General features: G+C 49.5%; 27 protein-coding genes and 1 pseudogene. All 28 read right to left on the bottom strand.

Features of this window, described 5'->3' with window-relative positions:
• Positions 1 to 20: 20 nt before the first annotated feature.
• A complete protein-coding gene (locus tag IEY46_RS13515; RefSeq protein WP_188992519.1) occupies positions 21 to 893 on the bottom strand; it encodes a MinD/ParA family protein in 873 nt (290 codons plus the stop codon).
• Complete coding sequence (gene flhF / locus IEY46_RS13520) at positions 886 to 2,235, bottom strand: flagellar biosynthesis GTPase FlhF (protein WP_188992520.1); 1,350 nt, start codon at positions 2,233 to 2,235, stop codon at positions 886 to 888. Before flhF ends, IEY46_RS13515 begins: the two co-directional genes overlap by 8 nt.
• Positions 2,232 to 4,265, bottom strand: a pseudogene (gene flhA / locus IEY46_RS13525) (flagellar biosynthesis protein FlhA). The gene flhF and the pseudogene flhA overlap by 4 nt, the downstream one beginning before the upstream one ends.
• Before the next feature lie 40 nt (positions 4,266 to 4,305).
• Positions 4,306 to 5,397, bottom strand: a complete 1,092-nt coding sequence (flhB, locus tag IEY46_RS13530) for a flagellar biosynthesis protein FlhB (RefSeq protein WP_188992521.1) — start codon at positions 5,395 to 5,397, stop codon at positions 4,306 to 4,308.
• A 19-nt stretch (positions 5,398 to 5,416) separates the two neighbouring features.
• Positions 5,417 to 6,205, bottom strand: coding sequence for a flagellar biosynthetic protein FliR (gene fliR, locus IEY46_RS13535; RefSeq protein WP_188992522.1), 789 nt, complete (start codon positions 6,203 to 6,205; stop codon positions 5,417 to 5,419).
• Between the two features lie 11 nt (positions 6,206 to 6,216).
• Positions 6,217 to 6,486, bottom strand: coding sequence for a flagellar biosynthesis protein FliQ (gene fliQ / locus IEY46_RS13540; RefSeq protein WP_188992523.1), 270 nt, complete (start codon positions 6,484 to 6,486; stop codon positions 6,217 to 6,219).
• 25 nt (positions 6,487 to 6,511) lie between these two features.
• Complete coding sequence (gene fliP, locus IEY46_RS13545; protein ID WP_188992524.1) at positions 6,512 to 7,264, bottom strand: flagellar type III secretion system pore protein FliP; 753 nt, start codon at positions 7,262 to 7,264, stop codon at positions 6,512 to 6,514.
• The gene (locus IEY46_RS13550; RefSeq protein ID WP_188992525.1) at positions 7,261 to 7,818 is read right to left on the bottom strand and encodes a flagellar biosynthetic protein FliO; all 558 of its coding nucleotides are present in this window, start codon (positions 7,816 to 7,818) and stop codon (positions 7,261 to 7,263) included. The genes fliP and IEY46_RS13550 overlap by 4 nt, the downstream gene beginning before the upstream one ends.
• A gap of 52 nt (positions 7,819 to 7,870) precedes the next feature.
• Positions 7,871 to 8,233 (bottom strand): response regulator, encoded by a 363-nt coding sequence (locus IEY46_RS13555; protein ID WP_188992526.1) that lies wholly within the window; start codon positions 8,231 to 8,233, stop codon positions 7,871 to 7,873.
• An 86-nt stretch (positions 8,234 to 8,319) separates the two neighbouring features.
• Positions 8,320 to 9,534, bottom strand: a complete 1,215-nt coding sequence (gene fliY, locus IEY46_RS13560; protein WP_188992527.1) for a flagellar motor switch phosphatase FliY — start codon at positions 9,532 to 9,534, stop codon at positions 8,320 to 8,322.
• Positions 9,524 to 10,525 carry a flagellar motor switch protein FliM gene (gene fliM, locus IEY46_RS13565; protein WP_188992528.1) on the bottom strand — a complete coding sequence of 334 codons (1,002 nt, stop codon included), beginning with the start codon at positions 10,523 to 10,525 and terminating at the stop codon, positions 9,524 to 9,526. Before fliM ends, fliY begins: the two co-directional genes overlap by 11 nt.
• Positions 10,526 to 10,566: 41 nt before the next feature.
• Complete coding sequence (locus IEY46_RS13570) at positions 10,567 to 11,049, bottom strand: flagellar basal body-associated FliL family protein (protein WP_188992529.1); 483 nt, start codon at positions 11,047 to 11,049, stop codon at positions 10,567 to 10,569.
• Positions 11,046 to 11,273, bottom strand: a complete 228-nt coding sequence (locus tag IEY46_RS13575) for a flagellar FlbD family protein (RefSeq protein WP_188992530.1) — start codon at positions 11,271 to 11,273, stop codon at positions 11,046 to 11,048. Before IEY46_RS13575 ends, IEY46_RS13570 begins: the two co-directional genes overlap by 4 nt.
• Positions 11,274 to 11,330: 57 nt before the next feature.
• Entirely contained in the window at positions 11,331 to 12,152 is an 822-nt protein-coding gene (gene flgG, locus IEY46_RS13580; RefSeq protein WP_188992531.1) for a flagellar basal body rod protein FlgG, read from the bottom strand.
• 100 nt (positions 12,153 to 12,252) lie between these two features.
• Positions 12,253 to 12,630, bottom strand: a complete 378-nt coding sequence (locus tag IEY46_RS13585) for a TIGR02530 family flagellar biosynthesis protein (protein ID WP_188992532.1) — start codon at positions 12,628 to 12,630, stop codon at positions 12,253 to 12,255.
• On the bottom strand, positions 12,627 to 13,079 hold the full coding sequence (locus IEY46_RS13590) for a flagellar hook capping FlgD N-terminal domain-containing protein (protein WP_188992533.1): 453 nt from the start codon (positions 13,077 to 13,079) through the stop codon (positions 12,627 to 12,629). Before IEY46_RS13590 ends, IEY46_RS13585 begins: the two co-directional genes overlap by 4 nt.
• Before the next feature lie 50 nt (positions 13,080 to 13,129).
• Positions 13,130 to 14,614: a flagellar hook-length control protein FliK gene (locus IEY46_RS13595; RefSeq protein WP_188992534.1), complete on the bottom strand. Its 1,485-nt coding sequence runs from the start codon at positions 14,612 to 14,614 to the stop codon at positions 13,130 to 13,132.
• Positions 14,615 to 14,669: 55 nt separating this feature from the next.
• The gene (locus IEY46_RS13600) at positions 14,670 to 15,572 is read right to left on the bottom strand and encodes a MotE family protein (RefSeq protein ID WP_229750384.1); all 903 of its coding nucleotides are present in this window, start codon (positions 15,570 to 15,572) and stop codon (positions 14,670 to 14,672) included.
• Between the two features lie 147 nt (positions 15,573 to 15,719).
• The gene (gene fliJ / locus IEY46_RS13605) at positions 15,720 to 16,166 is read right to left on the bottom strand and encodes a flagellar export protein FliJ (RefSeq protein ID WP_188992536.1); all 447 of its coding nucleotides are present in this window, start codon (positions 16,164 to 16,166) and stop codon (positions 15,720 to 15,722) included.
• 34 nt (positions 16,167 to 16,200) lie between these two features.
• A complete protein-coding gene (gene fliI / locus IEY46_RS13610) occupies positions 16,201 to 17,523 on the bottom strand; it encodes a flagellar protein export ATPase FliI (protein ID WP_188992537.1) in 1,323 nt (440 codons plus the stop codon).
• The gene (locus tag IEY46_RS13615; protein ID WP_188992538.1) at positions 17,513 to 18,337 is read right to left on the bottom strand and encodes a FliH/SctL family protein; all 825 of its coding nucleotides are present in this window, start codon (positions 18,335 to 18,337) and stop codon (positions 17,513 to 17,515) included. The genes fliI and IEY46_RS13615 overlap by 11 nt, the downstream gene beginning before the upstream one ends.
• Complete coding sequence (gene fliG / locus IEY46_RS13620) at positions 18,330 to 19,343, bottom strand: flagellar motor switch protein FliG (RefSeq protein ID WP_188992539.1); 1,014 nt, start codon at positions 19,341 to 19,343, stop codon at positions 18,330 to 18,332. Before fliG ends, IEY46_RS13615 begins: the two co-directional genes overlap by 8 nt.
• 11 nt (positions 19,344 to 19,354) lie before the next feature.
• Positions 19,355 to 20,929 (bottom strand): flagellar basal-body MS-ring/collar protein FliF, encoded by a 1,575-nt coding sequence (gene fliF, locus IEY46_RS13625; protein WP_188992540.1) that lies wholly within the window; start codon positions 20,927 to 20,929, stop codon positions 19,355 to 19,357.
• A 43-nt stretch (positions 20,930 to 20,972) separates the two neighbouring features.
• Positions 20,973 to 21,281, bottom strand: coding sequence for a flagellar hook-basal body complex protein FliE (gene fliE / locus IEY46_RS13630; protein ID WP_188992541.1), 309 nt, complete (start codon positions 21,279 to 21,281; stop codon positions 20,973 to 20,975).
• A 28-nt stretch (positions 21,282 to 21,309) separates the two neighbouring features.
• Complete coding sequence (gene flgC / locus IEY46_RS13635; protein WP_188992542.1) at positions 21,310 to 21,759, bottom strand: flagellar basal body rod protein FlgC; 450 nt, start codon at positions 21,757 to 21,759, stop codon at positions 21,310 to 21,312.
• Between the two features lie 5 nt (positions 21,760 to 21,764).
• Complete coding sequence (gene flgB, locus IEY46_RS13640; RefSeq protein WP_188992543.1) at positions 21,765 to 22,169, bottom strand: flagellar basal body rod protein FlgB; 405 nt, start codon at positions 22,167 to 22,169, stop codon at positions 21,765 to 21,767.
• Positions 22,170 to 22,407: 238 nt separating this feature from the next.
• Positions 22,408 to 23,178: a GTP-sensing pleiotropic transcriptional regulator CodY gene (gene codY / locus IEY46_RS13645; protein ID WP_188992544.1), complete on the bottom strand. Its 771-nt coding sequence runs from the start codon at positions 23,176 to 23,178 to the stop codon at positions 22,408 to 22,410.
• 32 nt (positions 23,179 to 23,210) lie between these two features.
• Positions 23,211 to 24,617: an ATP-dependent protease ATPase subunit HslU gene (gene hslU, locus IEY46_RS13650; protein ID WP_188992545.1), complete on the bottom strand. Its 1,407-nt coding sequence runs from the start codon at positions 24,615 to 24,617 to the stop codon at positions 23,211 to 23,213.
• Between the last annotated feature and the right edge of the window lie 28 nt (positions 24,618 to 24,645).

A 24,645-nucleotide genomic window follows, 5' to 3' on the forward strand; every position in this document is an offset into this window, starting at 1 on the left:
CCCTCCTCGTAATCAAAGGATCATTTCATCAGTCTGAACATCTTGTGTAAAAATCCTTTGACTCCATTGTTGGCCGAATTACCAGTTTCTGGAACCGCCATGAAACGACTCGCGATATCCATGATGGATTTTGCAGCATCGCTTCCCGGATAGGCAATGGAGAACGGAACCTGTTTTTTGACCGCCTTGGTCACATTGGGATCATCCAGGACAATGCCAAGCATAGGCAGCTTAATATCCAGGAACCGCTCCGCCACCATATTGATTTTATCTGCCGCTGCCTTGCCTTCTTTCTGATCCATAGCACGGTTCACTACAAGCTTGAAATTAATGTCATGGTCCATGGCTTTCACCATCTTAATTAGCGCGTAGGCATCGGTTATGGACGTAGGTTCCGGCGTTGTCACCACGAAGGTTTCCTGGGCGGCTGCGATAAACTTCACCGTTTCTTTGGAAAGTCCGGCGCCCGTATCAAATATAATGACGTCGTATTCACCATGAAGCTTACCGATCTGTTCCTCAAAATAATCCAGTTCAGCAGCAGACAGATCGAGCAAATCCTTGAATCCCGATCCACCCGCGATAAAATGCAAGCCTCCTGGCCCGCTCTGGATAATATCCCAGATCGTTTTTTGCTGTTTAAGCAAATGGTACAGATTGTAAGGTGCGGATATGCCCATCAGCACATCGATATTGGCCATGCCGATGTCAGCGTCGAAGATCAGCACCTTAAGTCCAAGCTTCTGGAGAGCAAGTGAAAAATTCAAGCTGAAATTCGATTTCCCCACTCCCCCTTTACCGCTAGTAACGGTAATGACGCGGGTTATTTTACCTTCCTTCTGCAGCTCCCGGCTGCGCACCATGTGCCGGAGCGCTTCCGCCTGATCATTCATTCCCTGACGCCCCCAGTAATTGTTCGATATATCGGTCTGTGCGGAATGGCGTTATATCATCGGGAACCGTTTGTCCGTGAGCCAGATAAGCGGGTTTAAGGCCATACTCCATAATCAGATTGAGAATGGCGCCATAAGCACTTGTTTCATCCTGTTTCGTAAATACAGCGCTTTGCACGCCATACTTGGCGAAATTCTCGGCAACAGCCGACATATCCTTGTATTTCCCGGTCAAGCTCAATACCAGAAAGGTTTCGGATTGCCCGCTCGATTGAAGCAGACTGTTTACTTCGGATACATATAGCTCATTGCGGAAATTCCTGCCTGCCGTATCCATAAAGATCAGTTCCCGGTCCTGAAGCTGTGTAAAGGCCCTGACAACTTCCGCTGGTGAGAATACCACTTCAAGCGGCACATTCAGGATCGTGGCATAAGTCCGCAGTTGATCGACCGCGGCAATCCGGTACGTGTCGGATGTGATGAACCCGACTTTTCTTCCCGCCTTTAGCGTCTGCTCGGCCGCCAGTTTGGCGATGGAGGTTGTTTTTCCGACACCGGTCGGGCCAACAAAATGAACGACCCGGGTAGAAGGGTGAATGCCGGCGCCATCATATCCCTGAAGCCATTTACCAAGGGTCTGTACCGCCGCGGCCCGGACCGTCCCCGCATTCGGCTCTGTCACCTGCTGCTCCTTCAGCAGCTCCTGGACAGCAGACATACATTTATCGATCCAGACCCCCTCCACCTCCTGATCATTCAGGCGGTTATAGAGATTCTGAAGCGGTTCCGGCCAAGACTTCAGCTCCTGCTGCTTGGACATTTTGACAATCCATTGCTTCATGTCCTTGAGCTCGTCCATCACCTCGTTCGAAATCGCCGCAGCTTCGTCCTGCTTCTCCTTGAACGCTCTCTCGTTTAGCCGCTCCTCCGCCTGCGGTTTCTGCAGGTCAATTGGCGAATCGTCGGGAGGAGGCGGAGCGGGCCTTGGCGAAAGCGAAGCTGGTTTTGCCGCGGGCTTCTGAACGGCATTTGCATATTGAGCGGCAGCACTATTCCTGCTTGTCGTCTGCTGCGAGCCCAGAGCTGTGATCGTGCCTATCGCCGCATTCACCGATGCCTGCTTGTGCTGTGCCATCTGCGGCCGGGCCGCAGGCGGGGGCTTCGCTGTGCTGTTATTATCGATGGCGGCGATCACTTCCATCTTTTTTTTCCCGAACATCCCGAGGAAGCCGCCGACGCGTATCACCTTGGTGCCCAGTATGACAGCATCTGCGCCAAGGTCGCTGCGGATCATCGGCAGGGCATCAGGCACAGCGTTCACGACATAACGTTTTACCTTCATAGATTCACCACTCCGATGCTTTGGACTTCGACGCTGGGCTCAAGCTCGCTGTAGGAAAGGACTGGAATATCCTGCATCGTGCGCTCCACAATTTGTCTCAGATACATCCTGATCGTCGGCGATGCCAGAACAATCGGCTGGTAACCGGATTGAATCTGCTTATTGACCTGTTCGTTCAGCTTCTGATAGATCGTCTGGGTTGCCATGGGATCCATTGCCAGATAGCTCCCCTGTTCGGAGCTCTGAACCGATTCCGCAATCTTCTTCTCAAGAGAAGGACCCACTGTAATCACACGCAGTGTATCTCCGTTTTGCGAGAACTGCTGGGTAATCTGCCGCGACAGCGATTGTCTGACATATTCGGTAAGAATATCGGGATCCTTCGTATAATTGCCGTGATCAGCCATCGTTTCAAAGATGGTGACCATATCACGGATAGAGATTTTCTCACGGAGCAGCTTGGACAGCACCTTCTGGATATCGCCGATGGTCAAAATCGATGGGATAAGCTCATCCACAAGCGCCGGATAAGCTTCCCGCACATTGTCCACAAGCACTCTCGTTTCCTGCCGTCCAATCAGTTCATGCGCATGACGCTTGATAATCTACGTCAAATGCGTGGCCACCACGGAAGGCGGATCTACCACGGTATAGCCGGTCAGCTCTGCCCGTTCCCTTGTGGCTTCATCTATCCAGATGGCCGGAAGGCCAAACGCCGGCTCCATCGTTTCGATCCCGATGATGGACTCGTCGTCAAATCCGGGGTTCATCGCCAGATAGTGATTCAGCAGCAGCTCGCCCCTGGCCACCGTATTTCCTTTGATCTTAATCACATATTCATTGGGCTTGAGCTGAATATTGTCACGGATACGGATCACTGGAACGACCAATCCGAGCTCCAGCGCGCACTGCCTGCGGATCATAATAATACGATCCAGCAAATCGCCTCCCTGCTGCGTATCGGCAAGCGGGATCAGGCCATAACCGAATTCAAATTCGATGGGGTCAACCTGCAGCAGGCTGATCACGCTTTCCGGACTGCGCACCTCTTCGATCTGCTGTTCTTCCACCATCAATTCTTCCTCAGCATGACGTTTGACAAGCGCAGTTTGCATACGGTATCCGGCGAAAGCCATCAATCCTGCAAACGGCAAGGTCGCAACCGGACCGATTGGCGTAAAAATTCCCAGCAGCGCGATCGTTCCCGCAACAATATAGAGAAGCTTCGGATAACGGAATAATTGCAAGGTCAGGTCCGAGGCGAGATTTCCTTCGGAAGCCGCCCGAGTGACGATCAGACCGGTTGCCGTGGAAATCAGCAGCGCCGGAATCTGGCTGACCAGACCATCTCCAATCGTAAGGATAGAGAAAGTTTGCAGCGATTCCGAGAACGACATGCCATGAATCGCCATCCCGATAATAAAGCCGCCAATCAAGTTAATGAAGAGAATGATAATGGATGCAATGGCATCCCCTTTGACGAATTTGCTCGCTCCATCCATAGAGCCGTAGAAATCCGCTTCCCGCTCGATTTTTTGACGGCGATCCCGGGCCTGCTGTTCGTTAATGAGACCAGAATTCAAATCCGCGTCGATACTCATTTGTTTACCCGGCATCGCATCGAGGGTGAAACGCGCAGCTACCTCCGCTACACGCTCCGAGCCTTTGGTAATGACAATGAACTGGACGACAACGAGAATGAGAAAAACGATAAAACCGATGGCAATTTCGCCGCCGGCAACCCAGGATCCGAAGGTATGGACAACCTTACCCGCTTCCCCATGCTGCAGAATATTGCGGGTTGTCGATATATTCAATGCCAGCCGGAATAACGTAGTAATGAGCAGCAAAGCGGGAAATATTGAAAATTGCAGTGCATCCTGCGTATTCATGGAAATCAACAAAATTGCGAGCCCGGCGGAAATGTTGATGATCAACAACACATCGAGCAGTCCGACGGGTATCGGGATGACCATCATGAGAACGATGCATATGACTCCGATTAAAATGGTCAGGTCCCTAACCTTCATGAATTTCCCTCCCCACTAAACGATAAGTTGAAACGAGCCATTAGTTCACTTTGCCTTTTAGCTTATATACGTATGCCAGTACTTCCGCCACAGCTTGGAATAAGTCGGCAGGAATCGTTTCTCCGATTTCCGCTCTTTCATATAGCGCTCTGGCCAGCGGCTTATTTTCCATCGTAATAACGCCGTGCTCCTTTGCCGTTTCCCTGATGCGCAAAGCGACAAAATCCATACCCTTGGCGAGGACTGTTGGAGCTTCCATTTTAGAGCCGTCATACTGCAGCGCGATTGCAAAGTGAGTCGGATTGGTGATGACGACATCGGCTTTAGGCACATCCTGCATCATTCGCTGCAGCGCCATTCTTCGCTGGCGTTCGCGGATTTTGCCTTTAATTAACGGATCGCCCTCCGATTTTTTGTGTTCATCCTTGATGTCCTGTTTGGACATTTTCAGGCTTTTCTCGTGCTGGTATTTCTGATAAAAAAAATCGAATACGGCAAGTGCAATTAAAATGGCGCCAATTTCCAGACCCAGACGGATCGCGACACTGGCCACGTAGCTGAAAATACTGCTGACCGGAACGCGCGCAAGCGATAAAATATGGGCTCGTTCATTCCAAAGTGTTAAAAAAACGATAAGACCGATTAACAGCAGTTTGAGAATATTTTTCACAAACTCGGCAACCGACCGCATGGAGAAAATATTTTTAAATCCTTTTAACGGACTGAGCTTGCCCAGATTCATCTTCAGGGACTCGCCGGTAAATAAAAAACCAAACTGCACATAATTGCCGATCAGGGCTACAACGATAGCAATGGCAAACATCGGAGCAAGCAGCATCAATCCTTGCATAATCAGATCCGAAAACAAGCTCATGACATTGCCCATGGACACTTCCATCAGGAGATCCTGTTCCAGGATAAGCCCGAACATTAAAATTAACCGTTGTTTGTAATAACTGCCTAACATGAGAAAGCTGCAAAAAATGAACAACATGATAAACGCGCCCGGCAGCTCCGCACTTTTGGCGACTTGCCCTTTTTTACGGGCATCTTCCCTTTTTTTAGGAGTGGCGCGCTCTGTCTTTTCTTGTGAGAACAGCTGCAAGTCGAGCGGGTAGCGGTACAATTTCATTATTAACAGCCCCCTTGCCTCAAGTTGCGGGATCTCGGATGATGCCTAACAGTTCCTGCATGGCAGCAAATAATTGCGTGAATAAATGCTCAAAAATGGCCAGCATGCCCGGAAGCAAAACTACCAGCATCAGCAGCCCGACAATGATTTTAATCGGTATTCCGATAACAAAAATATTATATTGGGGAGCTGTACGGGCGAGAAAACCAAGCCCGACATCGGTCAAGAACATAGCAACGATAATCGGTGCGGACATCTGCAGGGCCAGCATGAAGGTTTCGGCAAATGTATGGACGAGAAAAGTGGAAATATTGCCTTTATAGATATGGCTGAACAAAGAATTGGAAAGCGGGACCCATTGATAGCTGTCCAGCAAAGCCGTAATAAAAAAATGATGGCCATTGACCGATAAAAAGATTAGCGTCGCCACCATAAACTTCAAATTTGCAAGCAGCGGTGACGAAGCCCCTGTCATAGGGTCAATCACATTCGCCATGCCGAATCCGATTTGCAAATCCATAAAGCCCCCTGCTGTCTGTATCGCAGCAAAGAACAGATACGCAGTAAACCCGAGCAGGACGCCAACCAATATTTCCCGGATGATGGCCAGAATATATTCCGCATCCGGTACAATGGTCTGCTTCAAGCCATAAGTCATAAAAACCATCAACGATAACATAAAGCATAATCCGATTTTGAAGATAGTCGGCACCGTTCGAGTGGAAAAGACAGGAGCAACGACGAAAAACGAAGTTATTCGACAAAAAATAAGCAAAAAAATAGGGAATCCCTGTACGAACACCTCCATCGATTCACAGCCTATCCGATGTATTTATATAAATTATTCAGCAGATTGTAAGTGAAATCGACCAGCGTGTTCAATATCCATGGACCAAACAGTATAATGGAGAGCAGGACAGCAACGATCTTGGGAATGAAGCCCAGTGTCTGCTCTTGAATCTGCGTTGTCGCCTGGAAGATACTTACAAGCAATCCGACGGCTAGTCCAAGCACCAGCATAGGCGCACTAGCTTTCAGCACCGTGTATACCGCTTGCCCTGCCAGTGTAATAATGAAGTCTGAACTCACGGCTGCACTCCCTCCCTGACAGACATCATGTGTTGAAACTCAGCAGCAGTGACCGGACAATCAAATACCACCCGTCGACAAGAACGAATAGCAGAATCTTGAACGGTAGCGAGATCATCACCGGCGGCAGCATCATCATCCCCATCGCCATCAGTGTACTGGCCACAACCATGTCGATAATCAGAAATGGAATGAATATCATGAAGCCCATTTGAAACGCAGTACGCAGCTCGCTTAGAGCATAAGCCGGAACAATAACCGTAATCGGAACGTCCTCGTAGGTTTCTGGTTTTTCTGTTTTGGTGTAATTCATGAACAAAAGCAGATCCTTTTCCCTGGTCTGATTGAACATGAACTTCTTCATTGGCACAGCCGCTTTGGAAAGCGCCTCGGTCTGTGACAATTCACCCTTCAGATAAGGCTGCAGAGCGACCTCGTTGACCTGTCCCAGCGTAGGGGCCATGATAAAGAAGGAAAGAAACATGGCCAGGCCAATCAATACCTGATTCGGTGGCATCTGTTGTGTTCCCAGTGAGGTACGGACAAACCCCAGTACGATAACAATGCGTGTGAAGCTGGTCATCAATACCAGAATCGCTGGAGCCACGCTGAGCACGGTAATGATCAGCAGCAGCGAAAGAGCGCTTGTACCCGGAGCCTCATCGCCGCTGCCGATGTCCAGGTTGATACTGGGCAAAGGCTCGGCATACGCCTGTGAATGAAGCAGCAGTACTATCGACTGAATCGCAAAAAGTGAAAGTAAGATTTTTTTGTTCATTCATCCAACAACCGATCATTATGATTTTGCTCGTTAAGGAGATCTTCGACCCTCTGCTTTTGAGCCGATTGACGTTTCATCTTGCTCTGGAGCAAATCCTGAAAGGACGATGCAGCCTGCCAAGGTTCATTTGATGGCTCGGAAGTATCTTTCCGGTTCCTGAACCGGTTGAGTAAATCCATAACTGACGGTGAATTCCACTGGCGTCCGTTCTGCAGTTCAATCGCCTCCAGAATGGCCAATGCGGCATCGGGATCATCGATTTTGTCGAGCAGCGTGATGTTTTCTCCGACACCAACGACATAAATGCGTCCGGATAGCTCGACAATCTGCAGAGATTTGTTTTGACCCAGCGGAATTCCGCACAGGGAGCGAAGCGCCCGGCTGTTACCCCAGCCCCGGTTTTTTTTGGAAAGCCACTTGATCAGAAGGACAATTAAGCCAATTACGAGTGCGAGAGCGACAATAACCCAAATCAGATAACCGATGCCGGGACCGGAAATCGCCTCCGGCATTTCTTCATTTGCTGCCGCTGCCGACACCTTTGACATCATGATCCATCCGCCGCATGTAAATCCCGCAAGCCTGAAAGGTTTCATAAGCCAACTAACCGAGTGTTTTCTTGATGGCTTCAATTACCCGGTCAGCTTGGAACGGCTTAACAATAAAATCCTTGGCTCCTGCTTGAATGGCATCGATAACCATCGCTTGCTGCCCCATGGCGGAACACATGATGACTTTGGCATTGCCATCGATTTTCTTGATTTCCTTCAGAGCCACAATGCCATCCATCTCGGGCATCGTAATATCCATGGTGATCAGATCCGGCTTCAGTTCCTTATATTTCTCAATTGCCTGCGAACCGTCCTGCGCTTCTCCTACTACCTCGTAACCATTCTTGGTCAAAATATCGCGTATCATCATTCTCATGAACGCTGCGTCGTCTACTATCAGAATTCGGTTTGCCATCGTTTTGTTCCCCCTAAAATGTTTGTGCAACTCCCCTTGAACGGCGGCATCGCAGCCGCTGCGGACCAAGGAAGCTATCCCCGTTGTTATTGAAGCTTTTGAATACGGTCCCACTGGCTGACTATGTCTGTGACCCGAACACCAAAATTCTCATCAATGACGACAACCTCGCCTTTGGCGATCAGTTTGTTATTGACCAAAATATCGACCGGCTCGCCTGCAAGCTTGTCCAGCTCAATAATCGAACCCTGTGACAACTCAAGAATATCCTTAATTTGCTTCTGGGTTCTTCCTAATTCTACTGTGACTTTGAGCGGAATGTCGAGCAATAAATTTAAGTTCGAATCCTCCGGTTGAATATACGGCGAACCTTGAAAATTTGCGAATTGTACCGGTTGAACATTCACGTTCCGATTCGGCATTCCGCCATAGGTTTGCGGACCGTTTTGTGGCGGTGCTGCGTACTGCTGAGCGGCAGGAGGAACTTGACCGGCTTGCGGCGCCATCGGTGCCGGCGATGGTTCAGGTGCAGCGTATACGGGCTGCTGAACCGGTTCCACATACGGTGCAGAAGGAGCTGGAGCGGCTTCAACCGGTGCCTGCTCGCCGACTCCCCCCATGAGCGTATCGACCATTTCCTTGGCAAAAGGAATAGGGAGCAGCTGCATGATTGTGGAATCGATCAGATCGCCAATCGTCAGACGGAACGCGATTTTGATGAAGGTATCGTCCGGAGGGAGCTGTTCCACTCCTTCTCCGTTTGAAATGTTCAATATATCAATACCCGGAGGCGAAATATTAACAAAACGGTTGAAAATCGTCGACATCGAGGTTGCCGATGACCCCATCATCTGGTTCATCGCTTCCTGTACGGCGCTGATGTGAATCTCGTTCAAAGCTTCTTCCGCCGGGTTGCCTTCTCCTCCCAGCATGAGATCCGCGATGATTTGTGCATCCTTGGTTTTAATAACCAGAGAATTAATCCCTTGAAAGCCATCCACATAATGAACGGAAACTGCTACATGCGGTTTGGGAAACTCATCGTCAAGCTGACTGCGCCTGATGAGCGAAACCTCAGGCGTGGTAATATCGACCTTCTTGCCCAGCAGCGTGGATAACGCAGTGGCCGCGCTTCCGAAGGTAATATTGCCGATTTCTCCGAGAGCATCCTGCTCCATCGGATTCAGATACTTGTCCAGCTCTTGTCCGCCCCCGGCGTTATCCGTCATATCAGGCTGATCGGAGGACTGACGCAGCAGGGCATCAATTTCTTCTTGCGATAAATAGTCTTTACTCGTCATAGTCGTCTTCCACTCCTTCACTGACCACTTCATCGATCTGTACAGCCAAGCGGTCCTTGACGGAACCCGGACTGCCGATAAATTTCAACTTGTCGCCGACCTTCAAATCCAGACCTTGTCCAATCGGTTTGTTCAATGCGATTACATCGCCGACCGCAAGACCCAGAAACTCGCGGATTGAAATACTGGATTGACCAAGCTCCGCCACAATCGGCAGCTTCGCTTTACTGACACGCTGCTTCAGCACCTCTACTTCTTCCGGCGCGCGTGTCTTTTTCTGTGAAACAAACCAATGGTGTACAGAAAGTCTTGGCATAATCGGCTCAATAACAACATGCGGAATACATAAATTAATCATCCCCGTCGTATCACCGATTTTAGTGCTTAATGAAATCAGGGCAATCGTTTCATTCGGAGAAACGATTTGCATAAATTGCGGATTGGTCTCGAGCGCTTCCAGTCTCGGTGAAATATCGACAATCGTCTTCCACGCCTCCTGCAAGCTCTCAAACGTTCTACTGAAAATCCGTTCCATAATAATCGTTTCAATTTCAGTCAGCGCGTTGATCTTGGACGGTGCTACGCCTTGGCCGCCAAGCATCCGATCCAGCATCGCATAAGCTACGTTAGGGTGAACCTCCATAACCATCCGGCCTTCAAGCGGTTCCGCTTCAAAGATATTGAGAATCGTCATTTTGGGGATGGAGCGGATAAATTCATCATAGGGCAGCTGTTCCACCTGGACGACACTAATTTGAACAAACGTACGGAGCTGCGCCGAGAAATAAGTCGTCAAATATCGCGCGAAGTTCTCGTGTATCCGGGTCAAGCTCCGGATATGATCCTTCGAAAAACGGACCGCACGCTTAAATTCATACGAGCGAATTTTCTTCTGCGTATCTTCCTTTTTCAGTTCTTCAGCATCCATCTCACCGGACGATAAAGCAGCAAGCAACGCGTCAATCTCGTTCTGCGATAAAACATCAACCAACTATTTCACCCCCTTCAATGGAAGGCATATCTGCCTTGTACTTATAGTCCGGTCACAATAAAGTTCGTAATTTCCACATTCACAAGGGTTCCTTTGGGAAGCACGGGATTAATCAAATTCAGCAGCTTCGAGCACAGCTCGTCTTTGCCTTTGGAACCATTAATCTGTTCTTTCGTCATATCGGACAGCGTACGGATAATAATCGGCCGGATTTGGATTTCTTTAATTTTTTCGAAATCCTCTTTTGTCGCTTTCTTATCCAATTGAAAGGCCAGACCCATCTTCACAATGTACTCGGGTTCGGATAAATTGGTCATAATATCGGTCAGCACGCTGGTCACTTCAACCCGCTCGTCGGCTTTAAGCTTTTCCACTTTCACGCTTTCGGCATTGCTTGCTGCTTTGGCGGCAGAGTCTTTAGGCTCGTCCCCGCCCATTAAAGATTTGAATAAAATAACAGCAACAACAGCGATAAGTGTAATTGCGAGCAAAATCGTTATTAACCAGGGCAGCATTTTCTTCATGTCAAGGGTCCCTCCGTTTGTCCGCTCTTTACATTCGCCGCATAGACGCCAATAGAACGAAGATAAACTTGTATGGAGGAAATCACGTCGGCCGCTTTCTCCAATACTAATATTTTCTTGCCTGTCGTTAGCGTTATAAGCGTATCCGGTGTTTCTTCAATCGTTTCGATCAACAGTGCATTCATGTAAAACCGTGTTCCGTTCAATCGCGTTACGTCAATCATGGGCTCCCCCCCTTAACCTGCCGGGGAGACATCATGTCTCCCCTACGGCGTTCTTACCTATCGTTTCAAATTAACAACCTCTTGAAGTATTTCATCAGAAGTGGTGATAATCCGCGAGTTGGCCTGGAATCCGCGTTGTGCCACGATCATCTCGGTAAATTCCGAGGTGAGGTCCACATTGGACATTTCCAGCTGCCCGGCGATCAGAGCCCCCGTACCCGCTTCAAGATCACCGGCGAATGTCAGGGTTTGGTCATCGCCTTCCGGATTGGCATTCTGCGTTACCTTGTACAAGCTGCCTCCGACCTTCTCCAGACCTGAAGGATTGACCACTTTCATAACGCCAAGCTGGGCAATAACGGAACTTGTGCCGTCCGCAGCCACACCGATAACAGAACCATCCTGCGAGATCGAGAATGCTTTGACGGCTGCCGGATCTACAATGATAGGAGCTCCGCCTGTATCGAGGACAAACAATCCGTCGCTGTTCACCATCTGTCCAAGCGCATCCACGGTGAAATTACCGGCACGCGTCAGAAAGCGGTTTGTGCCATCATCAGGGGAAACCACAAAAAATCCATCCCCATCAATCCGGACATCGGTCGGGACGTTCGTTGTCATGGCGCTGCCGGGGGTATGAATAGTATCAATCGCACTGATCGACACGCCCAGACCAATCTGCTTGGCATTCACGCCGCCTGTAGTGCCATCCTCCGGGCGGGTCACGCCCGATACCGATTGGCTCAAAATATCCTTGAACATAACGCGTCCAGCTTTGAAGCCTACCGTATTGACATTGGCGATATTGTTACCGATCACATCAAGCTTGGTTTGAAATCCGCGCATACCCGACACACCGGAATACATCGATCTTAACATCGTTATTAACCTCCATTAATTTCTAGTTTTATTGAAGCATGCTGCCGGCCGCTTCGGTCGTTCGGCGGCCTATAGGCTTCCTCATAGGAGGTCCAGCCGTTTAGGAAACGATTACTGCACTATCAATCTGGGTGAACACATTGCCTTTAAGCGCGCTGCCTTCAAGGGCAGTGACCACCGTACGGCTGGGAATATTCACGATCATGGCAATGTCGCGGTAGACAACCAGGGAATCCTTCGCCCCTTTGGTTGCTGCCTGATCGATGGCATCCACGATCTTGGTCAGCGTCTCTGGCTTGAATGATATTCCACGCTGCTCCATCCGCTGCTGCGCATGGCTGCTGAACTTCAGAACATTGCGGTCCAGCACTTCCTTGAATGAGAGCGGCGCTGCCGATTTTTCCTGGGAAGAGGTTTTGCGTAAACCCGCGTTAGAGCTGGTCAAGCTCAAATGACCAATCTTTATTCCGTCATTCACTCCGACTGTGCACCACCTTCGGTGATCGCTACAATACTGTCCAAATCGATATCCTTATCGCCCACTCTGGCGTATTGTACGCCGCCACTTAAGATGATGGAATCGACTTTTCCGATCATGGGCAGCAGCTCGCCCGTTTCGGCGGTTTCAAACCATTGGATTTCCTTCCCGATCATCGTCGAGGCCATCCCAAGATTCTGCCGGAGTTTGGTTAATTCCCCCGTCATGTTCATCAGTTGCTCTACAGAAGAGAACTGAGCCATCTGGGCAATAAAATCCTTATCTTGCAGCGGCTGCATGGGATCCTGATTTGACAGCTGAGTGACAAGAATTCGCAAAAATTGATCTTTCCCTAGTGTATCGTCTTTCGGTTTGACCGCAGCGGTCTGCACATTGCTGGATGAATAGTACGGCCATACATTACTGGTCGAGATCGCTTCATTCGACATTCTCGTTTCACCTCCAATCCTACGAGCATGGCATTATCGCCTGACACTTCCTAAGCTGTGGTATGAATTCCCCGGCCCAGTCCCATATGACGGTCAACCGCCTGGTCTTGCGCTGATTCTTCCAGATCCGTTTCAAAGCTTGCAATTCCATCTATTGAATCTTCTTTTGTTTTGTTGCGTTTGCCTTCCTGTTGTTCTCTGCTGTTTTGTCCCTGACGGTCCTGGAACAGACTGGTTTGGACCGTATTTTGCGAAACTTCAAGCTTGTCCACTTGAAGCCCCTGGGATTGCAGTGAAGCGCGAAGTTGAGCCATCTGATTCTCCAGTATATCTCTGGCAGCCGATGTATCGGTCAGAAACACGGCAGTCAACAGTCCGTTTTGAACGGTGATCCGCACGTCAACCTGTCCAAGATGATCCGGTGTCAACGTTAGGCGCGCTTCCGACATGCCGTTAACGGAAGAAACATTAAACTGCTTCACAATCAGATTCTGCATATTCTCGGCAAACTGGTGAACCGGTACAGGCTGGACCACAAGCGGTCTTGCTGCCTGCATCTGGCGCTGAAGCTCGTGATTCGCCGCGGCTACCGGCATCCCGGTGTCCGGACTATCCATACTCACAGTTCCCGCTTCTTCTACAGCTGACTGGTCTTCAGACACATTGCGACTCGTCAGTGCTCCGACATGGAACAACTGGTGAGCCATTCGCTGCAAATGTATATTGGCTGCCGGTACTGTTTGCGTTGTTCTGATGGTGTCAAGTCCCTCCTCAACGGTTGCAGATGCCGCTTGAGTCTGGAAAACTCCCTGTATCCTGCCATCAAGCTTCTGTTCCACTTCAGCCAGTTGATTGCCTGCAGCTGCAAGAAGGTCCCGGTTGGTTCTGCTGTTCTTGTTCTGCTGCAGAAGGCTGCGAAGATCAATCAGGGCATCCTGAAGTCCGGTCTTGAGCACAGCTTCCGTTTCTTCGCTTCCGGATTCCGCTGCAGCGATTTGCACCACAGCCAATTGGACGTTTGTTGCAGCTGCAACCATTGGGCTTGCGGACGATACAGGATTCGCGGATTGAGTGACTGCTTCCGCCGAATTCTGTGAATCAGAAACAGGAATCGGGCCCTTGTCTTCGCCATCCACTGGAACAACGGTCTCCAAAACGGGAGGTGTGATCATGGGAACTGCTCCGAACAAGGCAAGCAAATTTTCCACCTGCTGCAGCGCATCCGATAAATGTTCATTGGATACGGTTGAATCGCCTTCTTGATCATTCAAAGCATCCAGCTTCTTGAGCATTTCCGTGATCGCCGAAATCAGATCGGCAGTTGAAACATTCTCACCGAGCAAGGAGGTCAGCTGACTGGCGGTCACCACCTTTGTCGCAGGCGATCCGTTAGCTGCGGTTTGCGTCGATCCTGTGCCGCTTATACTTTGGACCAAAGTCTGGACGAAACCATCGCCCCCGGCCGATTTTACGGATGTCCCGCCCGCCGGTGCCGATGATGCGCCAGGTGCTGCTTGAGAAATTGGCATTTGCATTTTTATTTCACCTCCTTTCTTAGAAGATGCTCGCTTTCCTTCATCGTGCAGGTTCCTATTTGCCGACCATCAGTTTCGAAACAAGCTGTGCGGTTATCTTGTTGTTCAGACCGGACATTTCGGCCACGATTCTGGAGCGTGCGGTGTCGTCCACCGCATTTAATATCCGCAGCACCTTGCTTGGGCTCACATCGGCCATCTTGAGCAGCAGCTCAGCCGCGCTTTTCGCATCCATTGAGTTGAAGGTTGCTTTGAGCTGCTGTTTATCCAGTATGGTTTCCGGCTGTGCGGTGGCTGACTCCTGCTGTTTGATCCGTGCCTGCAGAGCGGCAATCTGACGGTCCTTGGAGGTTTTGCCATCCTTGAGCATCACGGTTGCGTTGGCCGCAGCCTTCGGCGTCATTTTTTCCAAAATCCTCACCCGGTCATCCGGACGCATCGCGTCGAGCACGAGTACCGCTTCCTCCAGCGCCATGCTTTCAAGAATCGGTGCCGCTTTGCTTGGCGTAATCTTGGCATACATATTAGCCAATTCTGTTATTTTGCTTTGATATTGTTCATCATCAAGCTGTTTGTCCTTGCTGGTTTCTTTCAGCTGATCAACCTCTGCCTGCAGATCCTTGATTTCCTGATCCAGCTTTGACTTGGTCTCGCCGGCCTGCTTGAGCGCCGCTTCCTTTGAAGCAATCGCTGCGCTTAGCTCGGCAATTTTGGCCGCATTGTTCTTATTGGCGGTTTGCCCGTCGGATTCGCCAGCAGTCTGGTTATCCACCTCTGCCGGTTCGGGAAGAACATCCCTCAGAAAGGGAATAGAATTTCCCAACTCCAGCGCCTTATTTCGCAGATTGAAATCGAATAAAGTAACCAATACGCCAAGCAGCACAATGGTAAATAAAATGGGTGTAACAAAAAACATTAACCGCTCAAAACCGCTGTATCCTTGCTTTTCAATCTCCATATCCGCCAAGTTAATCCCTCCCTCGGGCGTTATTATCCCGACCGGCTGATGCCGTTTTTTTGCGGCGGCACGATTTTCTTCACTGTTAAATATCAGAGCCAACTAGTACTGCGCAAGTTAGTCTCCTATATTTCCAGCTTTTCATCGTCATCGGGCTGCAGCTGCGAAGCGAACCGTCGCCATTTCATCGAGTTCATTCTGTTCTTTTGTCTGCATGATGGAGCGAAAGCGGCCCAAAGCCCGTTCTTTTGATTTTTGCCAGACCTTCTCGTCCATCATTTTATCGGTCAACACCACCCGGCTGTCATCAACATGCCGCTGGGCATGCTTGACATCCATCTGCTTCGTCTGAATGCATGTATCCACATATTCGATATACTGCTGCATGACCATCAGCTCCGATAATGTCACGGCAGTCGAGGACGCCACATGCAGGCGCTCGCTCCAGGAAGCCCGTTCCTGAAAGTATTGATTAAGGGACATTTCTTCCGTTTGCAGTTTGCCTACCGCCGTCGAGAGCAGCCATTCCGCCTGGGTTTTCTCGCTAGACTTGAGATCGACGATTTTCTGATATGCATACTGGAATCCTGCCATTATCAACCATCAACTCCTTCATGTCGTAAAAAGTTTATGCATTATAAAATTCGGCGATCAGCCGGGCTTGCGCTTCCTGATAATCGACCTTTTCCGATGTTTTCTGACGGGTGAATGCTCGTATCGAATCATTGGCATCAATGGCTTTATCAATTTCTGTATTGGATCCGCGTTGGTACGCCCCAATATTGATCAAGTCTTCCGAATCCTTAAATACAGCCATTAGTCTTTTCATTTCATTAGCGGCATCCTGCTGCTCTTCCGGTACGATTTCTTTCATTACCCGGCTGACGGACGAAAGAATATCAATCGCAGGGAAATGGCCCTTATGGGCTAAATCCCGGCTTAGCACAATATGTCCATCCAGGATACCGCGAACCGCATCGGCAATCGGCTCATTCATATCGTCACCATCAACCAGCACGGTATAGAAAGCAGTAATCGAACCTTTCGGTCCCGTACCTGCGCGTTCCAGCAGCTTCGGCAAATTGGCAAACACAGAAGGCGTGTAGCCGCGGGTCGCAGGTGGTTCGCCAATGGCCAGTCCCACTTCGCGCAGCGCCGTTGCGTAACGGGTCACGGAATCCATCATCAGCATCACATTCAGTCCGCGATCGCGAAAATATTCTGCAATACTCGTAGCAATCAAAGCTCCCTTAATCCGGATAAGCGCCGGTTGATCGGAAGTCGCAACAATGACGACCGAACGGGCCAGTCCCTCGGGACCGAGATCCTTCTCGATGAACTCGAGCACCTCGCGGCCGCGTTCCCCGATCAGGGCGATGACATTAACATCAGCCGATGTATTGCGGGCTACCATGCCGAGCAGGGTACTTTTTCCAACACCAGAGCCTGCAAAGATCCCTACCCGCTGTCCTTGCCCGATTGTGAGCAGGCCGTCAATGGCGCGAACGCCGACACTGAGCGGATGCAACACCCGAGGCCGGCTAAGCGGATTGCTGGGCACATTATGCGTGGAGTAATGCGGCATGCGGCTTGGGACAAAGGATCCGTCAAGCGGCTGTCCAAGACCGTCCAGCACTTTTCCCAGCAGATCGGAGCCCACCTGAACGGTAAGCGGTTTTCCTGTTCCGACCACATCGCAGCCCGGTCCAATCGACTGAAGCTCGCCAAGCGGCATCAGAATGACTTTATTATTGCGAAATCCGACAACCTCTGCCTTAAGCGGCTTGGAGGATTTGACTGGATAGATGTAGCATACATCCCCGATACTGGCATCCGGGCCTTCGGATTCTACTGTGAGTCCGATGACCTGCGTAACTTTACCGTTTACGCGGACCGGATCAATCGTACGCATATGCTCGATATATTTGGAGGCATCCAGCTTAGTTCTCATCGTCTTGGCCCCGCTCTTCCGCCTGCAAGGTCAGCTGAATCAGCTCGCGCTTGATTTCGGAGAGCTGCGTGTCGATTCTGGCATCGATGCTTCCAAAAGAAGAACGGATGACGCAGCCAAAATCCTTGACCGATACGTCGGGAACAATTTGCAATTCGGCCTGCGAGTCGATTACAAGGCTCAGCTCTTCTCTCGCTGCCTGTACAAAGGTCAGCTGATTGGGAGAAATACACAGAATGATGACTCCCTGCTCTCTTCTGCGCTCCAACGACTTGCGGATCAGATCCAGCGACCATTCCGGTGAAACCGTTAGCTGCCGATTAATGATCTTCTCTGCGATTGCGGCGCTTAGCTCTACCAGAAAAGGCTCGGATTCCTGAATGATCTGTTCCTTGGTCTGATAAGCGGAATCCAGAATGGACCTGGCCTCCGTAAGCATGGTTTCCCATTGAGCCCGTACTTCCTGCTCCGCATTCTGCCGGCCTTCCTCATGTCCCTGCTGAAAACCATCCCTCCGGATTTGTTCCATCAGCTCTTCATCCTGCAACCGCCGTTCAAGCCACCAGCCGTCTATCTGATCATTAGCCTGCTTGAACATCTCCTCGATCTGTTCGCTGGATTCCTCGATACGCTGCTTGGCAAATGACTCCGCATCCGTTAAGATCTGATCCCGAAGCGAGATGGTTTCTTCATCGGCTGCAGGAGCAACCGGTTCTTCTTCCACTTCCTGCTTGGAAGCATATTTATTTAGCCATTCCAACCGCTTGAGCTCTTCAACTGAAACAACATGAGAGGACTTATACAGCTTAGACAATGATGTCATCTCCTCCGCCACGCGCGATGATGATCTCTCCTGATTCTTCAAGTCTGCGTATTGTAGCTACGATACGGGTTTGAGCTTCTTCCACGTCACGCAGCCTGACAGGTCCCATATATTCCATCTCTTCCTTGAACGTCTCCGCCATGCGCTTGGACATGTTCTGGAATATCGCTTCGCGAACTTCTTCACTGGCAACCTTAAGCGCAAGCTGCAGATCGGCATTCTCGATGTCCCGGATAATCCGTTGGATGGAGCGGTTGTCGATATTGACGATATCTTCGAAAACAAACATTCTTTTTTTGATTTCCTCGGCCAATTCCGGGTCCTGGATCTCCAAGGCATCGAGGATGGTGCGCTCCGTCCCCCGGTCAACACCATTTAATATTTGAACAATTGATTCAATTCCACCCGCACTGGTGTAATCTTGAGTAACGGTAGCAGAAAGCTTCTGTTCAAGTATGCGTTCCACTTGGGAAATCACCTCTGGCGAGGTGCTGTCCATAAGCGCGACTCTCCTTGCCACATCCGCTTGTTTATCCTGCGGAAGTGAAGAAAGTATCTGCGCGGATTGCTCCGATTGCAGATACGAAAGTACCAGCGCAATAGTCTGTGCATTCTCATTCTGAATAAAGTTCAGAATCTGACTTGCCTCCGCCTTGCGTGCAAAGTCGAATGGCCGAACCTGTAAAGTAGCTGTCAGACGGCCGATGACCTCCGAAGCTTTCTGCTCGCCAAGCGCTTTCTCCAGAATTTCCCTTGCGTAAGCGATACCTCCTTGCGAGATATATTCCTGAGCCAGACAGATTTGATGAAACTCACTGAGAATGGTTTCTTTATCGATCGTGTCGACCTTGCGCACATTGGCAATTTCAAGGGTAAGCTGTTCGATTTCCTCATCCCGCAAATGCTTGAAAATTTGAGCGGATACTTCCGGCCCGAGTGAAATTAACAAAATAGCTGCTTTTTGCCTGCCACTGAATCCTTGCGTTGCTTTTGCCACCAGGGCCACCTCTATTCATCAACGAGCCAGGTACGGAGTAGATTAACAAACTCCTCTGGTTTACGTTTGGCAAGTGTCTCCAGCTGCTTGCGTACCTGGCTCTCATTATTAACCGCATCGAGATCGATTGTCGGATACTCCACCTTACCGGGTACGACCATATCATCTTCTTGCTCCATAGCAGCTTGCTTGCGGCGGCGAAGCACGACATATACCAACCCGCCGATAATGGCGAGCGCTGCCAGACCAATTCCGACGAGCCATCCTGTGGATAGTCCGGTTGCCGAAGAAGAACTGCTGCCATCGGCAAATGTTTGGCCGAGTATGGCCACCTTTTTGGTGATCAACAGGTCATCATTAACATCTTGACCGGATTCAACCAATTGGGAACGGACAAGTGAAACAAGGAATTCATTCATGCCTGCTTTTGTTTCGTCGTCCAGCCTTGTTTTATCCACACCGACACTAATGGACAAATCTTTAATCACATAAGGACCGGATTCGATCTGGTTATTGATCCGGTTGACTTCATAATTGGTAGTTCGAGAATTTTCTTCAGAAGTTCCTGCGCCGCTTCCTTCTGTTGCCTGGTATCCAGGAACATCCGTTTCGCCTGTTCCGGCAACTCCACCCGCAGCACCAGCGCCTGTGGTCGATTTGTTGTCGGTCTGCTCGCTGATGATAATTCCGTTGTTGCTATTGTCCGGAAGCGGTTCGACAAGCTGCTGGTCTGATTTTTTCTTGTCAAAATTGATGGAGCTTTGGACGTTGACCACCAAATTATCCATGCCGACCATCCGGCCCAGAAACTGCTGAATATTGCGTTTAAGATCAGCTTCGTACTTGTGCTGAATCTGATAGTGGGTTTCCAGCGCCAGCGCGCTCCCCCCATTGCTTCCGCCGAGTGCTGTGGAAGCGAGCAATTCGCCTTCGGGACTGGAAATGGTGATATTATCGATGCTTAAATTGGGGACGGCTGTTTTAACCAGATTGTAGTATCCGTCTACTTCTTTTTGTGATGGTCGGTAACCTGGCTTGAAATCCATCATTATTGAGGCGGATGCTTGTTCCTTCTCTTCTGTGGAAACAAACACACTTTTTTCTGGTAAATTGACCAGAACACTGGATTTCTGAACACCCTGCATATTATTGAGGAGTCGCTGAATCTCACCGTTTAAGGCATTGCGGTACTTTACGTCGAATTCCCGATCAGTGGACCCGAACATCGAACCGCCGTCATTGAAGGCTTCAAATCCGATAGATCCGTTTTGCACCAGTCCCTGGGAACCGGCTTCCACCTTTACCTTGGCAGCATTTGCAGAAGGAACGGATATCGTTTTGCCTGCATCATCAAGCTTATACGCAATCTTGTTGGTATCCAGATAATTCATAACCGCTGCGGAATCCGTACTGTCCAAATCCTGAAAAGCGACTTCATACTGCGTTCTTGAAAAAAAAGTTGTCAATAAAATAACGGAAAGCAGAAGAATACCTAATGTCGCGCCAAGCCAAATCTTTTGATTTCTACCCATTGAATTCCAATATTGGGCTAACTTCCCCCTATATTGGGTGAATTTCTCGTTCACAATTCCACCCCAATCATGTGCTATGACTCCTCAAGAAGTTGAATTATACTTGCATTCGCATGATTTCTTGATAAGCGTCTATCACCTTATTTCTGATTTGTGTGGTTAATTGCAAACTGATTTCAGCTTGCGAAGCTGCGATCATGACCTGGGAAACATCCACTTTTCCGACCATAAATTGATCCGTTAATGCCGAAACATTCGATTCCTGTGCACTGACGCTGTCCAGCGCCTTTTGAAGAAAATCACCGAAGTTTTGCGTCATTTCTGCCGGCGTAGACTTTTCGCTGACGGCATTCGCGTTCGCCGAGCGAGTAGGCAGTACCTGACTAAGTGTTGTTTGGTTAATCACTGGAATCCCTCCGGTTTATCTTTTTTAGCTAGTTTCTGCCAATCTCAAGGGCTTTCGTAAACATGCCCTTCGTTGCGTTTAATGCTGTAACGTTCGCCTCATATGAACGCGATGCGGAAATCATATCGACCATTTCTTTGGCAATATCAACATTCGGCATATTTACATAGCCGTTGGTGTCCGCGTCGGGATGGGTAGGATTATAGACCAGCTTGGAAGGGCTGCTGTCTTCCATAATTCGAACCGCTTTGACCCCGTTATTTCCGGTTCCGTTCAACTGTCCGTTTAAAACACTCGAGAATGAGGGCTGATTCGGTTCAAGCACAACCATCTTTCGTTTGTAAGGCTCGTAGCGTCCATTGACGAAATTTGCCCGGGTTGTCTCAGCATTAGCAATGTTGGAAGAAATGACATCCATTCGCAATCTCTGGGCGGTAAGGGCCGATGCGCTTGCATTAAAACCATTAGTAAGCTTCATCTCATCTATCTCCCTTCAATGGCTGTTCGCATCATTTTAACATCGTGGTTGAGCTGCTGGATGTAAAAATTATAGGATAGTTGGTTTTCAGCAAGTAACGACATTTCCCGATCAATATCCACATTGTTTGAATTATTGTTCATGACACTATGCTCATCCGTTACAATTTTTGCTTCGGGCAAGGAAGATGAGGCGCCAATAGGTATGTGGCGGGTATCGGTCCGTTTGCCCGCGAGAACAGGCATTCCATTGCTTAGAGTCTGATCCAGAAGCTGCTCGAATGTAACGTCAGAACGTTTGAATTTAGGCGTGTCGTCATTGGCTACATTATTTGAAATGACTCGTTGACGCATTTCCGCAGCACTAATGGCACCCTGCAGCCGGTGAAATCCCGGGCTGTTCAATAACATGAATGAAACCCCGCTTTCTTATCTAATCTGCTCCTGTTATTATTCAACAGGTTTTCCCTCATTCCTGCTTCTTTCGACAAAAGATTATTAAAAAAATGAGAACAACTTGTCGATAAATGCCGCTAAATTAATATTCCTTAATTTCCTAAATTATTACAATAAGAAAAAAGCCCTATCTTTTTGAAAGATAGGACCTCAAACCGGGATATAAGAACTGTTTTTTGCATTTTTTGCGCCTTCAGGCTTTGTTTTTTTCCAATTCTTGGAGGAGCATCGTATTTAAAGTTTTGATGTAAGTGCCTTTCATGCCTAAAGACCGAGTTTCAATCACTCCTGCGCTCTCCAGCTTTCGCAGCGCGTTCACGATAACCGATCTTGTGATGCCCACACGGTCGGCTATCTTCGAGGCAACCAGCAGGCCTTCCTTGCCGTCCAGCTCATCGAAGATATGCTCAACTGCCTCAAGCTCGCTAAAGGACAACGAACCTACCGCAACGGCGACAACGGCTCTGCTTCTTGCCTCAAGTTCAATTTCTTCCGCGCGCTCGCGGAGAATTTCCATACCGACTATCGTTGATCCGTACTCGGCAAGGATCAGATCGTCATCGCCAAAAGGTTCCGCGCTTCGAAGCAAGACCAACGTCCCAAGCCGGTCCCGTCCGCCGACGATGGGGACAACCGTCATTTTCTCGTGTCCGGCCATCATCGGAAACGCATCGCATACGCCTTCATCCGGTTTGGTATTGGTTACCGTTTCCTGCATGCTCATCAGACGGTCGTTGCATGCCGTAGAAAAACGCAAATCTTCGACCGGCAACGCCCGAAGCTGCTCGTGTTGATAAGGACCAACTGCAGCGCATCCCAACACCTTACCTCTGCGACTGACCACAAATACATCCGCTTGTATGGTTGTGCACAGCACCTCCGCCATCTCCCGGAAATTGAGTGCGCCTCCGGCCGCACGCTGCAGCAGCCGGTTCAGCGTCCTCGTTTTTGCAAGTAAAATCATTACCTTTTCCTCCTACTTTCCACTCCGAGCCTTTACAAAATATATTGACTCAAATCTCTGTTTTTCGCAATGTTGCCCAGCTTCTCCCGTACATATTCCGGTGTGATGGTCATCTCGTCCAGGGAAAGCTCAGGAGCTTCAAAAGACAGATCCTCGAGCAGCTTTTCGAGTACGGTATGCAGCCTGCGGGCACCGATATTCTCCGTATTCTTGTTTACCTCTGCGGCAATGGATGCCAGCTCCTGAATCGCTTCTTCCGAGAACTCAATCCGAATGCCTTCCGTTTCGAGAAGGGCCGTATACTGTGTCGTTAGCGCATTTTTGGGCTCTGTTAAGATCTTCACAAAATCTTCAAGCGTCAGGTTGGTCAGCTCTACCCGAATCGGAAATCTGCCCTGAAGCTCCGGAATAAGATCGGAAGGTTTGGCAATATGAAACGCGCCGGCGGCAATAAATAACACAAAATCTGTTTTGACCGGACCGTACTTTGTCATTACCGTCGACCCTTCAACGATTGGCAAAATATCACGTTGAACGCCTTCGCGCGAAACATCCGGGCCAGAGCCCCGCGAGCCGCTGGCGATTTTGTCAATTTCATCGATAAAAATAATACCTGATTGCTCGGCACGGGTTACTGATTCTGAAATGACATCGTCCATGTCGATCAATTTATTGGCTTCTTCCTGCGTAAGCGCCTTGCGCGCTTCTTTTACAGGCAGCTTTCTTTTCTTCGTCCGTTTCGGCATCAGCTGGCCGAACATCTCCTGGATGTTCATCCCCATGCCCATTCCTTCGTTGCCTTGGCCAGAGAGCATGTCAAGCATATTGGGAGACGTATCCTCCACTTCGATTTCGATGACTTCCTTCTCCAGCTTGCCTGCCATAAGCTGCTCTTTTACCTGTTTTCTGCGATCCAGCACGGATTCGCTTTCCTGTGGCTCCTCTTGCGGTTCCTTGGTTCCCGCATTTCCGCCGAACAACATTTCCAGCGGGTTCTTCTGCGATTTGGATTTGGACGCACTGGGCACCAGCATCGACACGATGCGTTCATTGGCCAGCTCTTCCGCACGATCCCGGACCTGTTCGGTCTTTTCGGCTTTGACCATCCGAATCGAGGTCTCCACGAGATCACGGACCATGGATTCCACATCACGGCCAACATACCCGACTTCAGTGAATTTGGTTGCTTCCACTTTCACGAACGGCGCATTGACAAGCTTTGCCAAACGTCTTGCGATCTCGGTTTTCCCGACGCCCGTCGGACCGATCATCAAAATATTTTTGGGCACAATTTCGTCGCGCAAAGTCTCATCCAGAAGATTTCTGCGGTAGCGGTTGCGCAGTGCAACGGCCACCGATCGTTTCGCCTGCTTTTGACCTACAATATATTTATCCAGTTCCGTGACGATTTGCCTCGGCGTCATCGCTTCGTTTACCATCGATTATCCCTCCACATAGGACCTCTCA

This window comes from Paenibacillus nasutitermitis, assembly GCF_014641075.1.
GTDB lineage: Bacteria > Bacillota > Bacilli > Paenibacillales > Paenibacillaceae > Paenibacillus_Z > Paenibacillus_Z nasutitermitis.

Excerpts from the sequence above, each read along its gene's own strand:
- flgB (WP_188992543.1), bottom strand. The coding sequence starts at position 22,169 with ATGTTATTGAACAGCCCGGGATTTCACCGGCTGCAGGGTGCCATTAGT.
- flhF (WP_188992520.1), bottom strand. The coding sequence starts at position 2,235 with ATGAAGGTAAAACGTTATGTCGTGAACGCTGTGCCTGATGCCCTGCCG.
- flhB (WP_188992521.1), bottom strand. The coding sequence starts at position 5,397 with ATGAAATTGTACCGCTACCCGCTCGACTTGCAGCTGTTCTCACAAGAA.
- IEY46_RS13600 (WP_229750384.1), bottom strand. The coding sequence starts at position 15,572 with ATGGAGATTGAAAAGCAAGGATACAGCGGTTTTGAGCGGTTAATGTTT.
- IEY46_RS13515 (WP_188992519.1), bottom strand. The coding sequence starts at position 893 with ATGAATGATCAGGCGGAAGCGCTCCGGCACATGGTGCGCAGCCGGGAG.
- IEY46_RS13570 (WP_188992529.1), bottom strand. The coding sequence starts at position 11,049 with ATGAAGAAAATGCTGCCCTGGTTAATAACGATTTTGCTCGCAATTACA.
- fliI (WP_188992537.1), bottom strand. The coding sequence starts at position 17,523 with ATGAGAACTAAGCTGGATGCCTCCAAATATATCGAGCATATGCGTACG.
- fliP (WP_188992524.1), bottom strand. The coding sequence starts at position 7,264 with ATGAACAAAAAAATCTTACTTTCACTTTTTGCGATTCAGTCGATAGTA.
- fliY (WP_188992527.1), bottom strand. The coding sequence starts at position 9,534 with ATGACGAGTAAAGACTATTTATCGCAAGAAGAAATTGATGCCCTGCTG.
- IEY46_RS13555 (WP_188992526.1), bottom strand. The coding sequence starts at position 8,233 with ATGGCAAACCGAATTCTGATAGTAGACGACGCAGCGTTCATGAGAATG.
- codY (WP_188992544.1), bottom strand. The coding sequence starts at position 23,178 with ATGATTTTACTTGCAAAAACGAGGACGCTGAACCGGCTGCTGCAGCGT.
- fliR (WP_188992522.1), bottom strand. The coding sequence starts at position 6,205 with ATGGAGGTGTTCGTACAGGGATTCCCTATTTTTTTGCTTATTTTTTGT.
- hslU (WP_188992545.1), bottom strand. The coding sequence starts at position 24,617 with ATGGTAAACGAAGCGATGACGCCGAGGCAAATCGTCACGGAACTGGAT.
- flgG (WP_188992531.1), bottom strand. The coding sequence starts at position 12,152 with ATGTTAAGATCGATGTATTCCGGTGTGTCGGGTATGCGCGGATTTCAA.
- IEY46_RS13590 (WP_188992533.1), bottom strand. The coding sequence starts at position 13,079 with ATGTCGAATGAAGCGATCTCGACCAGTAATGTATGGCCGTACTATTCA.
- IEY46_RS13575 (WP_188992530.1), bottom strand. The coding sequence starts at position 11,273 with ATGATTGACGTAACGCGATTGAACGGAACACGGTTTTACATGAATGCA.
- IEY46_RS13595 (WP_188992534.1), bottom strand. The coding sequence starts at position 14,614 with ATGCAAATGCCAATTTCTCAAGCAGCACCTGGCGCATCATCGGCACCG.
- IEY46_RS13550 (WP_188992525.1), bottom strand. The coding sequence starts at position 7,818 with ATGATGTCAAAGGTGTCGGCAGCGGCAGCAAATGAAGAAATGCCGGAG.
- fliJ (WP_188992536.1), bottom strand. The coding sequence starts at position 16,166 with ATGGCAGGATTCCAGTATGCATATCAGAAAATCGTCGATCTCAAGTCT.
- flgC (WP_188992542.1), bottom strand. The coding sequence starts at position 21,759 with ATGAAGCTTACTAATGGTTTTAATGCAAGCGCATCGGCCCTTACCGCC.